Source organism: Microbulbifer sp. MI-G (genome assembly GCF_030440425.1).
Classification (GTDB): Bacteria; Pseudomonadota; Gammaproteobacteria; order Pseudomonadales; family Cellvibrionaceae; genus Microbulbifer; species Microbulbifer spongiae.
On sequence record NZ_CP098023.1, the window covers coordinates 41,757 to 53,365 of the forward strand.

At 57.9% G+C, this 11,609-nt stretch carries 12 protein-coding genes; 3 read left to right on the plus strand and 9 right to left on the minus strand.

Features of this window, described 5'->3' with window-relative positions:
• Window positions 1-210: 210 nt before the first annotated feature.
• The 9 genes from M8T91_RS00185 to M8T91_RS00225 form a co-directional block, all read right to left on the minus strand.
• Window positions 211-612, minus strand: a complete 402-nt coding sequence (locus M8T91_RS00185; RefSeq protein WP_301415728.1) for a hypothetical protein — start codon at window positions 610-612, stop codon at window positions 211-213.
• A 12-nt stretch (window positions 613-624) separates the two neighbouring features.
• Window positions 625-1,455 carry a shikimate dehydrogenase gene (gene aroE / locus M8T91_RS00190; protein ID WP_301415729.1) on the minus strand — a complete coding sequence of 277 codons (831 nt, stop codon included), beginning with the start codon at window positions 1,453-1,455 and terminating at the stop codon, window positions 625-627.
• Complete coding sequence (locus M8T91_RS00195; RefSeq protein WP_301415730.1) at window positions 1,452-1,901, minus strand: DUF6841 family protein; 450 nt, start codon at window positions 1,899-1,901, stop codon at window positions 1,452-1,454. The genes aroE and M8T91_RS00195 overlap by 4 nt, the downstream gene beginning before the upstream one ends.
• 30 nt (window positions 1,902-1,931) lie before the next feature.
• Complete coding sequence (gene hemF / locus M8T91_RS00200) at window positions 1,932-2,837, minus strand: oxygen-dependent coproporphyrinogen oxidase (protein ID WP_301415731.1); 906 nt, start codon at window positions 2,835-2,837, stop codon at window positions 1,932-1,934.
• A gap of 28 nt (window positions 2,838-2,865) precedes the next feature.
• Window positions 2,866-3,432: an L-threonylcarbamoyladenylate synthase type 1 TsaC gene (tsaC, locus tag M8T91_RS00205; protein WP_301415732.1), complete on the minus strand. Its 567-nt coding sequence runs from the start codon at window positions 3,430-3,432 to the stop codon at window positions 2,866-2,868.
• Between the two features lie 13 nt (window positions 3,433-3,445).
• Entirely contained in the window at window positions 3,446-3,961 is a 516-nt protein-coding gene (gene purE / locus M8T91_RS00210; RefSeq protein ID WP_301415733.1) for a 5-(carboxyamino)imidazole ribonucleotide mutase, read from the minus strand.
• 171 nt (window positions 3,962-4,132) lie between these two features.
• Complete coding sequence (locus tag M8T91_RS00215; protein ID WP_301415734.1) at window positions 4,133-5,356, minus strand: tetratricopeptide repeat protein; 1,224 nt, start codon at window positions 5,354-5,356, stop codon at window positions 4,133-4,135.
• Between the two features lie 935 nt (window positions 5,357-6,291).
• A complete protein-coding gene (dprA, locus tag M8T91_RS00220; protein ID WP_301415735.1) occupies window positions 6,292-7,440 on the minus strand; it encodes a DNA-processing protein DprA in 1,149 nt (382 codons plus the stop codon).
• 78 nt (window positions 7,441-7,518) lie between these two features.
• Window positions 7,519-8,589 carry a LysM peptidoglycan-binding domain-containing protein gene (locus M8T91_RS00225; protein ID WP_301415736.1) on the minus strand — a complete coding sequence of 357 codons (1,071 nt, stop codon included), beginning with the start codon at window positions 8,587-8,589 and terminating at the stop codon, window positions 7,519-7,521.
• Between the two features lie 181 nt (window positions 8,590-8,770).
• On the opposite strand from M8T91_RS00225, the gene def reads away from it, so the two are divergent.
• From def to rsmB, 3 genes are read left to right on the plus strand one after another with little or no spacing between them, the layout of a single operon-like run.
• Complete coding sequence (gene def / locus M8T91_RS00230; RefSeq protein ID WP_301415737.1) at window positions 8,771-9,277, plus strand: peptide deformylase; 507 nt, start codon at window positions 8,771-8,773, stop codon at window positions 9,275-9,277.
• 57 nt (window positions 9,278-9,334) lie between these two features.
• The gene (gene fmt / locus M8T91_RS00235) at window positions 9,335-10,288 is read left to right on the plus strand and encodes a methionyl-tRNA formyltransferase (RefSeq protein WP_301415738.1); all 954 of its coding nucleotides are present in this window, start codon (window positions 9,335-9,337) and stop codon (window positions 10,286-10,288) included.
• On the plus strand, window positions 10,285-11,592 hold the full coding sequence (rsmB, locus tag M8T91_RS00240; protein ID WP_301415739.1) for a 16S rRNA (cytosine(967)-C(5))-methyltransferase RsmB: 1,308 nt from the start codon (window positions 10,285-10,287) through the stop codon (window positions 11,590-11,592). The genes fmt and rsmB overlap by 4 nt, the downstream gene beginning before the upstream one ends.
• The last annotated feature ends 17 nt before the right edge of the window (window positions 11,593-11,609 follow it).

The following is an 11,609-nucleotide window of genomic DNA, read 5'->3' on the forward strand; positions in this document are numbered from 1 at the left end:
CCGGGCAGAAACGGTACACAAACCATCAAGCAAGTGCGCTAATGTGCGGATGCAAAAAAGGATTCGCCGGAGAGATCACGGCTATCCATTCTTGCGCGCATGCCGTGACTTGCAACAAGCGCGCACGTGCCCGCGGTGGCACAGGCGCAGGGGGTGAGCGATATCAGCTTTGCTGAAGGGAGCTGGTGTTGTAGACCGGGCTTGTCGTTTCTATTTTCCCTGCAGGCGCAGCAGTGCAGAGGCTGCAATGCCGCCAAGGGCGCAGGCGAGCACAATCACCACCGGGGTCATGTATCCCAGCATAAAGGCACCGTAGTCATAGCCTCGCTGAGGCAGCAGATACAGCAACAGTAAACCCGCAGGTACCAGCGAAAGCGCGGTGCCCCGCAACAGCCAGGCACTGCGCCAGGGCAGCATAAACAGCAGGCCGCAGAGGCCGCCCCATACAATGCGCTGGTACAAATAGGTGCTGCTCAGGCGTGGAGCCAGGTCCACCCCCAGCCAATGGGTAAAGCCGTAGTGTCCCATGGCCCAGAGTCCCAGTGCATAGCAGAGGCCGCCAAAACAGCCCGCGGCGAAACACAGGGAGAGATTGCGTACAAATTCCCGCACAAACAAGGTCCTCTAATTATTTTTCTTACCCAGTTCCCGCCGCAACTGCGTTAAAACCGGTGCGACCTGCGGGTACACTCCGCGCCACAGATAAAACGATTCTGCCGCCTGGCCCACCAGCATACCCAGGCCATCGCTTGCCGGCACCCCCTGGGTGCGGGCCCAGTGTACAAAAGGCGTGGGCCCGGCAGCATACACCATGTCGTAGGCTTTGCCCCCGGCGGTGAAGAGCTGTTCCGGTAGGGTGGGCAGTGTATTGTCCAGGCTGGCGGCGGTGGCATTGATCACCAGATCGAAGCGACTGCGCAGCCCCTGTAATCCCCCACCGCTCAGGTCGCCGTAGCGGGAGAAATCATCTGCCAGTTGCTCGGCTTTGATCGCGGTGCGGTTGGCCAGGTGCAGGTGCGCTGGCTGCTCGGCCAGCAAAGGCAGCAGGGCCCCGCGCGCGGCCCCGCCGGCACCTATGAGCAAAACCCGTTTATCGCGAATCCCCCAGCCCAGATTGCGGCAGAGATCGGCGACCAGTCCTGCGCCATCGGTGTTGTCGCCGAGCAACCGGCCATCCTCTTGGCAGAGCAGGGTATTGACCGCCCCAGCCGCTGCGGCACGGTCGGTGAGTTGATCGGCCAGATCGAGGGCTTCGAGTTTGAAAGGCAGTGTGATATTGAGGCCGCACCCCCCTTCGGTAAAAAACGTGCGCGCACATTCCGCGAATGCGTCCAACGGCGCCAGGAGTTTGCTGTAGAGCAGGTCTTCACCGGTTTGCTCAGCAAAGGCGCAGTGAATGTGTGGGGACAGGGAATGTGCTATGGGGTTGCCTACCACGGCGTAGTGATCGCTCACAGCAGTAACCTCTTGCGGGCTCTTACCGCCTCGCGGATTTTGGCACTTTCATCGACAATGAACAGCCCGTCAACCTTCAGACTCGGTGGTGTTTCCGTAATCAGGTAGCGGGTCTGGGAGCTGTATAGTTCACCTGTCCGGGTATTGTCCTGCTGGTGCAGCAATGTCCAGCGCACACTGGCGAGACTGCTGAAGTTATTCAGCGCCAGCACCTCCGTGACCGTGCCCAGGATCTGGTTGACTGCCAGACGGCGATAGGCCGACAGCAACTTATGCACCTGCTGCACAAAAGCGCTGCGGTGGATAACCAGCTTGTCACCATTCTCGCGATAGTAGTGCAGGGGAAACCGGTAAAAGTCCGCGATCTCCTCCGCATTGCCGGTTTCGAAATGACGCCGGTAGTCGAGAAACAGGGCGTTGATATTTTCCAGTCGCGCCTGGTGCACGGTGCGCCTCCGTTGTGGCTCATTCTGTGGTCAGACCCAGTTCCTGTGGGGTAGAAAGTCGGTATAAAGTTTTTCCTCAGCGGAGCCCGGTTCCGGTTGCCAGGCGTACTTCCAGCGCACCAGTGGCGGCAGTGACATCAGGATCGACTCGGTGCGCCCACCGCTTTGCAATCCAAACAGCGTGCCGCGATCGAATACCAGATTGAACTCCACATAGCGACCGCGGCGGTACAGTTGGAAATCCCGCTCCCGCTCGCCGTAGCTTGCGGTCCTGCGCCTCTGCACGATCGGCAGGTAGGCCTCCAGGTAACTGTCGCCCACGGCGCGCGTCAGTGCGAAGGCGTTATCGAAACCACCCTCGTTGAAGTCATCGTAAAAGAGCCCGCCCACGCCGCGCGCTTCTGCGCGGTGTTTCAGGTAGAAATACTGGTCGCACCACTGCTTGAAGCGGGGGTAGATCTCCTGTCCAAACGGTTCACAGGCCTGCTTTGCGGTGCTATGCCAGTGCACAGCATCCTCTTCAAAACCGTAATAGGGCGTCAGATCATAGCCTCCGCCAAACCACCAGATTGGCGCGGAACCGGATTTTCTGGCGACGAACAGGCGCACGTTGGCATGGCTGGTAGGCACATAGGGATTGTGCGGATGGATCACCAGGGAAACGCCCATGGCTTCATAAGTGCAGCCGGCCAGTTCGGGGCGGCTGGCTGTGGCAGAGGGTGGCAGGCCATCGCCATAGACATGGGAAAAGTTGACACCGCCCTTTTCTATCAGATTGCCCTCTTCCAGCACGCGAGTTCGGCCACCGCCCCCTTCGGGCCTCTCCCAGGTATCCTCGTGAAACCCGTGGCCATCCTCCCGCCCAAGGGCATTGCAAATACGGTCCTGCAGCTCGTGCAGGTAGGATTTGACGGCCTTGGTATTGATTTCGTTCATAGACACACACCGGGTAGCTGTTGGGCGATCAAGCGCCGGGTCTCATTACCCTGCCGCTGAGCAGGTCTCGGATCTCACTGGGCGCGCTGTGGCCACCGGTAGCGCCACCACCGACAAAGTCGAGGGCATCGCCAAAGTAGCGCAGCACCTGATACTTTTGCCGGGCCGGCTGACATCCCATCGGGTTGGCAGAGGTGGATACAATAGCGCCGCCAAAGGCGTGTGTTAACGCCGCGGTAAATGGATGGCTGGTGCAGCGCAGTGCCACTGACGCGTGGGCGCCGCAGATCCAGTAAGGTATGCGATTGAAATGCGGCACCAGCCAAGTCACGGGGCCTGGCCAGGTATCGCGCAATTGTCGCCGCTGATCATCGCTGAGCGCCGCCAGGAAATTGCCAAAGCTGTCCATTTCACCGGAAACCAGGATCAATCCTTTTTCCAGCGGTCGGCGCTTCAGGCGCAGCAAACGCTTCACCGCCTGTAAATTATAGGGATCACAGGCGAGGCCCCACACGGATTCAGTGGGGTGGGCAATAACACCCCCTGCTGCCAGGGTGCGGGCGGCCTGTGCGACAGCAAAGGGGGAATAGGTCATGGCCGCGCCGGGATCACTTGGTCTTGCGCTGCTGCAGGTCTTGTTGCAGCTGGGCATCCCTGGCGACGATGGCTTCAGCATTCGCGCGGCGTTCATCGACCAGTTTCCGGTGCATTGTTGCATCGCTTGTGCCGATGATCTGTGCCGCCAGATAAGCGGCATTCTTGGCCCCGGCTTTGCCGATTGCCACCGTTGCCACCGGAATCCCGCCCGGCATCTGTACGGTTGACAGCAGCGCATCCAGGCCGTCCAGGGAAGCGTTGATCGGCACGCCAATCACCGGTTTGAGTGTGGTGGCGGAAACTGCGCCAGCCAGGTGAGCGGCCATGCCGGCGGCGCAGATAAAAGCGGCGCAGCCGCGCTTGTCGGCGTCGGTCACGTAGTTGTGGGTGGCTTCCGGTGTGCGGTGGGCGGAGGTGACTTTTACCTCAAAGGGAATATCAAACTTGTCCAAAACGCCGAAAGCGGCCTCCATCACGGGCAGATCGGAGTCGGAACCCATCAGGATCGCTACAAAAGGCTTGCTCATTGCAACTCTCTTTACTGTTGAAGTGGGGGGAGCGCGGCAATCTAGCGGATTGCGCGGCGGGGCACAAGTTGTTGCTTTTTAAGGTTTCGTTACCTAAATCAAAAATCTGCCAGCGGCAAAACCTGAGCCCACCTAGCGTTCTCCAAACAGAGCTTGGTGTGGGATTGTCTTCTATCGGTTAAGCCACCACCACAAATTCCTTCTATACCAAAAATCCGTTGCTTTGTGCCGGCTCGACGGCCGTATGTCGTCCAGGCCCAGAATTTCCAGTTTTTGCCGATAACGCCCTTGATCCCCATCAGCTGCAGAGAGAGTCAGAGCCTGTTGGAAGTGCCCCCGGTAGCCGTAATTTCCCGATTTGAAACGTAACAACCCCAGAAGGAAGTGGAATCTGGGGTCATTCTTTTCCAGGGAGATTGCTGCTTTGATATCATCGGTGGCGAGTTCATAGTGTCCCTGCTTGTAGGCAGCCAGGGCATTCCCGTACCAATAGTAGGGATTTTGCTCTCGATAGCGTTGTAGATGCTCGGAAATAATGTTTGTCGACTGCCAGTCCCCCTGCTTTGTGAGTATCCTCTCCAAATTACTTAAAGCCATCGTATTGGTGCTATCTATAACAAGGGAAGCCCTATAGGCGCTTGCTGCGTGATCTAGGTGACCGGCAGCTCGATAGATTGCCCCAAGATTATTCCAGAGGTCCGCCGACTGTGGGGACAATGCTAAAGCTTTGCGAATATACAAAAATGCATCCGAATATTTCTGATCAGAGAGAAAATCCATCGATAAATTGCTGTAAAATCTGGCGAATGCATCACTGTCTTTTAAGGTTATCTGCCGATAGATTGGACTGTAATTCACAAAGTTGAAATCCAGAGTTCGCTGTTCGATGCCGAGATCTGCAATAACATTGATGTGCTGGTAGACAAATGTCTGTTGATTCTCGAGATGCCAACTTGTGGGAACAAGCACCTCATTAAATTGAGCGTTTATCCCCAATTCACGTGCCATCGCAACCATAAGGGTACTAAATGCCATGCAGTTTCCGCGCTGTTCTACAAAGACTTTGGAAGCACTCAAGGTCGCGTCGGCATCGTATAATAGTGAGAAATTCCGATCCTGTAACCTTTTTAATAGAGCATCAAGACGAGCAGTTTTAGTGGCCCCGGTTACCGACTCAAGGAGTAAGCGCAGATCTTGATTGATTGCCAGTATGTCGATATCTGGCAGATCTTTTTCTAGAACAGGACGATCTAGAATTACCGTCCCAGAGAGTAATGTCTCCTCCGAAAATTTTTGTGGTGGAATATGCTCGATAATAGAGGGGTGAGCTGTGCAGGCTGCTAATCCGACTGCCATAGTAAAGAACAGTATTATTTTTTGAATTGACCTTCTCATAAATTTATCTGGTTACTGTTTAAAGCAGCCCCTATTTTGAGAATCCGCTTGGACACTTGGAGTAAATGCCAGAAAAGGACGCGTGCCTTCATGGAGGGTAGATCCAACTGAAGTAATGATAATAAAGCAAGTTTAAACTTATGGAAGGCTGTAACTGCAGAAAATTTACTATGGGCTGAGCAACCTAACAAGCGATTGTGATCCAAAGAGTGGCCATCAAGAAAGCTCGCCGCTAGTGTCAAGTTCTGGCGCATTCTTGTTGCGCTCATCAACGAGGTAGATATTGAATGCTATAAACTCAGAGGCATGGGCAACCGGTGAAATCACGTGACCATCTCTAAATAGGTGATTAATTCATATCATTCCGACCGGCAGTTGTTGTTCATCTAAATTGGCCAGGTAATTTTTAATTGATACAATGCCGAGAAAAATTCTTTCTTTTACTGACAGGACGATAGAGGTTGATTTGTTTTCTCCCAACTGTTGATGGTAGGAGTTGATTTCTTCAATCCTTTGAAAATGTTATGCAGGAACTATTAAATTCGGCTCAATACGTTGGTAGCGCGTGTCTTCGCTTGAGATAACTGAGATCCAGTTCCATTTCTGGTCAGAGTATTATCTGACAAACAGATTGTACAGTGTGCGTAATGGACTGTATTCCCAAATGTCCTGCCATTGATTTTTTTAAAAGGAAGCACAAATAGCCCTGTGAAGTTGTGCCGATAGTTTGATGGTGGAAAAATCTTCTAGAAAACCGTGAGACTGTCGGGTAGATAACGGGAGCCTACATGAGACGGAAGGATCGAGCTTACGCCTGCCCGACACTGGTGCATTGGTCCAGATTGTGCTTGTTAGTTTATCTGCCGAGTAAGGCTGCCAGTTTAAGAGCCATTGCATGTTGGTGGGCCCTGTGTGGGCTCGACTGGCCTGGCTTCTTACTCTGCCATGGGCGTAGATGCTACCAAGTGACAGTATGTGGCACCGCGGGCTGTCAGTTGATAGCCACCCGGCAATGGTTCCAGCAGTCCATCCAGCTCCATTTGCAGCAACAGCCCCATCAGTTCCCCGGGATTTTGTCCGGTATCCAGAGCCAGTTGTTCTATGCTGCGAAGCCCACCGGTAAGGGCATCCACCAGCGCCTGCTGGCGCCGGTCTGGGAGTGCTTCGGGGACTGTTTCCGTCGCGGGCTCGGCCAGTAACCCACCCAGCTGGGTGGCAATCTCTGCACTGGTTTCCACCAGTGTCGCCCCTGTCTTGATCAATTGGTGGCAACCCCGTGCCATGGGGTTGTGAATGGAACCGGGGATGGCGAAAACTTCGCGGTTCTGCTCCAGAGCCAGGCGCGCGGTGATCAGGGAGCCGGAGTGCAGGGCTGCCTCAGTGAGCAACACGCCCATAGAGAGCCCGCTGATGATGCGGTTTCGGCGGGGGAAGTTTTTGGCTTCGGCGTTGCTGCCGAGAGGCAGCTCGCTGATCAGTGCACCGCCGTTGGCGAGAATATCCTCGGCAAGGGACCGGTTGTGCCGTGGGTAGATACGATCCACGCCGCTGCCGAGCACGGCCAATGTGGTTCCACTTCCCCGCAAAGCTCCCCGGTGTGCCGCCGCATCGACGCCCAGCGCCAATCCGGAAGTAATGGCAAATCCGGCCCGGGCCAACTCCGCGGCGAAGGCGCAGGCATTATCCAGCCCCGTGGTCGTGGCCCGGCGCGCACCCACAATGGCAATCTGGGGCAAGCCCAGGGCCCTGTGTGCACCCCGGATATAGAGGACCGGCGGCGGTCGGGAGATCTCGGTGAGCAGGGCCGGGTAGCTGGGATCACCGTGCCATAGAAGCTGCACCCCGCTATCTGCACAGCGCGTGCGCTCTTCTTCAGCCCAGGCGACCAGTGCACTCCGGGTATTCAGGCGGGAGAATTCGCGCCACTGGGATTGTGCGCGGACGGGCAACGTGTCCAGGAGAGCGCTGGGAACTTGCCGCAGAGCCGCCAGTGGGTTGCCGAAGTGCTCGACCAACCGCCAGTAACGGCTGGGGCCGATGCCCTCCAGGCGCAGCAGGGCCATGCAGGCAGTTAACCCATCCATGACGCGTACCCTACGCTGACTTTGAGTCTAGGGTGGACCAAACAGCCGAGTCCACCGGGGTATTTAGTCCGTGCCCGGTCAGGGGTTACGCACCAGGTCCATCACTGCGAGAGGGCGGTCCGCTTCGAGAATCAGGGCGAGGCTCATCTTTTCGAAGGTGCGGAAGATCATCATCTCGCCGGCGCGCTCGTCGGGCAATTTCACACTGTCCCCTGCCAGGCGGTCCCGCACCAGTGCGCCGCGTTTGTACACCGCCAGCACATCGCCCGCAACCATGCCATCGCGGTCACCCAAATTGAGAAGTACCACATCGAGCTTGCCGATCTGGGTAACCCCTTCGTCCACGCCCACAATCAGGCCATCCACATCCACTGCTGGCGCACTGGGGTGGAAGAGCGCATCGATTGCGCGTTCTTCGACGGGCATCAGACGATCCTCGAGGCGGATCTCGCGAGCGGTTTTGGCAACACCCAGGGTGGCTACGGAAAAGCCGGGCAGGGTATCCGGGGCCAATTGTAACAGGTCGACCTCACCCACACCCAGTGCCTGGCGGCCCAGGGGTTCCCTGCTGACCGGGTCCACATAGACAGGCCCGGGGCGATAGAGACCATAGGATGCCAGGGGGGCATCGAATTCGCCGCGTGCATAGATGGTATCGCCCGCTCCCATGAGGATATGGTTGTCAGAGCCGGACACAATATAGGGTGTGCCCTCGAACGCATCCGGTTCGACGATGCGGGTGCGAGACAGGAAGGCATTGATCACATCCAGGGGAATCGCCGGGATCGCATCCCCCACCGTTTCCCGGCGAATCTGCGGCACCAGGCGATTGCCATCCACCCCCGGCGACAGCTGATAGGCGCGCGGGCCCCGCTGCAATTGCAACTGTGGCTGTCCGTCGACATAAACCAGGCGCAGACCGTCACCGGGGTAGATCAGGTGGGGGTTTTCCACTTGCGGGTTAACCTGCCAGATTTCCGGCCAGTACCAGGGCTGTACAAGGAATTCACTGGAGATATCCCAGAGAGTATCGCCCTTCTGTACCACATAGGCATCCGGGCGGTCGGGATTCAGGCGTACCTGCTCCTTGGCTTGGGCACCGTGGGTAACCGTCAACAACGAGACGGCGGCGAGGATAATTTGTTTCATGGAAGCATTCCTATGCTCTTTATCGCTATAATTCTCAGCGCCGGGCCGCTCTCCCTCGGAAAAGTGGCTGGACCCGGGTGCAGGGCGCCAGCAGAAATTGGGGCCACCCGGTAAATAGTGAGCGCGATCATAATGTTATCAGCGCACATTCAACGAGTACTAGAAGTTTGTCACAGGTGTTATGGCTAAACTCGAGATATTGGAATTTCCCGATCCGCGCCTGCGCGAAATTGCCAAACCTATCGCTGAGGTCACCGACGCACACCGCGAACTCCTCGACAATATGTTTGAGACCATGTATGCGGCGCCCGGCATAGGCCTCGCGGCCATCCAGGTCAATGTGCGCGAACGCCTCATCGTAGTGGATATTTCCGAGGATGGCAGCGATCCTCTGGCGTTTATCAACCCCGAGATTGAGGTGCTGGACCGGGAAATCCATCAGTACGATGAAGGTTGCCTGTCGGTGCCCGGGTTTTTCGAGACGGTCGAGCGCCCGCGCAAGGTGCGCGTGAAGGCATTGGATCGCAATGGCGATCCCTTCGCCCTGGAAGTAGAGGGTCTGCTGGCCGTGTGTATCCAGCATGAGGTCGACCATCTGGATGGCAAGCTGTTTGTGGATTATATCTCCCCACTCAAACGCAACCGCATCCGCACCAAGCTGGAAAAAGTCCAGCGTCGGCGCGCCTGACACAGCCCTTGGCCGTTCCCGCCGGCCTGCCTTGACACCGTAACTGAGAGCCAGCCAGTGCGTATTATTTTCGCCGGTACGCCGGATTTTGCCGCCGTGCACCTGCAAGCCCTGCTCCACAGCGAGCATACAGTCATCGCTGTCTATACCCAGCCGGACAGACCCGCCGGGCGCGGCAAGAAGTTGCTCGCAAGCCCCGTCAAACTGCTGGCGCTCTCACACAGTATTCCCGTCTACCAACCGCCGAGCCTGCGCGACAGGGCAACCCAGCGGGTGTTGGCGGAGATGGGGGCCGATATCATGGTCGTGGTGGCTTACGGACTGATCCTGCCCCAGAAAGTACTGGCTACCCCGCGGCTGGGTTGCCTGAATGTGCACGCTTCGCTGTTGCCCCGCTGGCGCGGTGCCGCCCCGATTCAGCGTGCGGTGGAGGCCGGGGACAGTGAGAGCGGTGTGGCCATTATGCAAATGGAGGCCGGCCTGGACACAGGCCCGGTTCTGGTGGAGCGCCGCTGTGCAATTGGGGAAGCAGATACCGGCGGCAGCCTGCATGACAGACTCGCCGGACTCGGTGGCCCCGCACTGCTCGAGGCCCTGGCGCAGCTCAACAGCGGCAGTGCACAACCCCAGCCACAGGACGATAGCGCAGCGAGTTACGCCAACAAGATCAGCAAGCAGGAAGCCTATCTCGACTGGCAGCGTCCCGCGCAGGAATTACAGCGGCAAATCCGCGCCTTCAACCCCTTTCCTGTCTGCTGGAGCACTTTTCGGGACGACAAAGGTGCGCAGCGCCTGCGTATCTACAGCGCCGAGGTCGAACGCAGCGACCAAAACAAGCGCCCCGGTACGATCATCGCCAGTGATGATGAGGGCATTCTCGTCGCCTGCGGGCACCAGGCTCTGCGCCTGCAACTGCTGCAACTGCCCGGCAAAAAGGTGCTGCCCGCAGGGGAAATTTTAAAAGGCCACCGGCAACAGTTTGCGCCCGGCACACAATTGGGACAGCCATGAACAACGATGTGCGCGCCGAGGCGGCCCGGGTCGTCGCCACCCTGTTGGAAGCGCGCGGCTCCCTGGCGCGACTGTTACCGAAAGCCGAGGGCCGGGTTGCACACCGGGACCGCGCCCTGCTGCGCGAATTCTGCTACGGCTGCGCGCGCACTGCTCCGCGCCTGCAGTTGGTGGCTGCCAAAGTGCTGCACAAAAATCCCGGGGATGCCCTGGTCAGTGCTCTGATCCTGCTGGGATTATACCAATTGGAGTATACCCGTATCCCCGATCACGCCGCCATTTCCGCCACAGTCAATGCTGCGCGCAGCCTCGGACTCGATCGCGCTGCGGGGCTGGTCAATGGTGTGTTGCGCAATGCCCTGCGCAATCGTGAACAGCTGCAACGCAAGCTCTGTGGCAACCCGCAGTTCAGTGCCTTACACCCCAGCTGGTTGCTGCAGCGGATCAAGGCTGCTTGGCCTCAGCAGGCTTCGGACATCCTTCGAGCCAACAATACCAATCCGCCAATGACCCTGCGGGTGAACACCGGAAAAATTTCCCGCGAAAACTATCTGCAGCAATGCACAGCAACAGGTCTTTGCGCCGGGCCCTGTGCCGTCTCGCCTGTGGGGATTGTTCTGAGCGCACCGGTACCGGTGAGCGATCTGCCGGGATTTGCCGAGGGGCTGGTGAGCGTGCAGGACGAGTCTGCGCAGTTGGCAGCCCCACTGCTCGCGCCCCTTGCAGGTGAGCGAGTGCTGGATGCCTGTGCGGCACCAGGGGGCAAAAGTTGCCACCTGCTGGAGCAGCAGCCCTCAATTAAACTGAGCGTACTGGATATTGAGAGGGAGCGCCTCGACCGTGTGGCGGAAAATTTCGGTCGCTGTGGACTGGATGCGCAGATGATCTGCGCCGACGCGACGCGGCCCAGTGCCTGGTGGGATGGGCGGCCATACGACCGCATACTGCTGGACGCGCCCTGTTCCGCCACCGGCGTGATCCGGCGCAACCCGGATATCAAGCTGTTGCGACGGGATGGGGACATCCCCGCGCTGGCACAGTTGCAGGGGAAATTGCTGCGGGCCATATGGCCGCTGCTCAAACCCGGAGGCAGCCTCCTTTACGCAACCTGCTCCATACTGCCCGGCGAAAACAGTGAAGTGACCACCACCTTCATTGCGGAGACCGAGGATGCGAGCGACAATACGCCGGAACTGTTCAACGGCTGTCTCTGGGGCGAAAAGCAGGCGACGGGTATTCAGCGCTTGCCCCAAACCGGTGGTGGTGACGGTTTCTACTACGCTCTGTTGAGCAAAGCCGAATAAGAGCGGCGCTAGCCGCG

Excerpts from the sequence above, each read along its gene's own strand:
- hemF (WP_301415731.1), bottom strand. The coding sequence starts at position 2,837 with ATGAACGAAATCAATACCAAGGCCGTCAAATCCTACCTGCACGAGCTG.
- tsaC (WP_301415732.1), bottom strand. The coding sequence starts at position 3,432 with ATGACCTATTCCCCCTTTGCTGTCGCACAGGCCGCCCGCACCCTGGCA.
- purE (WP_301415733.1), bottom strand. The coding sequence starts at position 3,961 with ATGAGCAAGCCTTTTGTAGCGATCCTGATGGGTTCCGACTCCGATCTG.
- M8T91_RS00215 (WP_301415734.1), bottom strand. The coding sequence starts at position 5,356 with ATGAGAAGGTCAATTCAAAAAATAATACTGTTCTTTACTATGGCAGTC.
- dprA (WP_301415735.1), bottom strand. The coding sequence starts at position 7,440 with ATGGATGGGTTAACTGCCTGCATGGCCCTGCTGCGCCTGGAGGGCATC.
- M8T91_RS00225 (WP_301415736.1), bottom strand. The coding sequence starts at position 8,589 with ATGAAACAAATTATCCTCGCCGCCGTCTCGTTGTTGACGGTTACCCAC.
- def (WP_301415737.1), top strand. The coding sequence starts at position 8,771 with ATGGCTAAACTCGAGATATTGGAATTTCCCGATCCGCGCCTGCGCGAA.
- rsmB (WP_301415739.1), top strand. The coding sequence starts at position 10,285 with ATGAACAACGATGTGCGCGCCGAGGCGGCCCGGGTCGTCGCCACCCTG.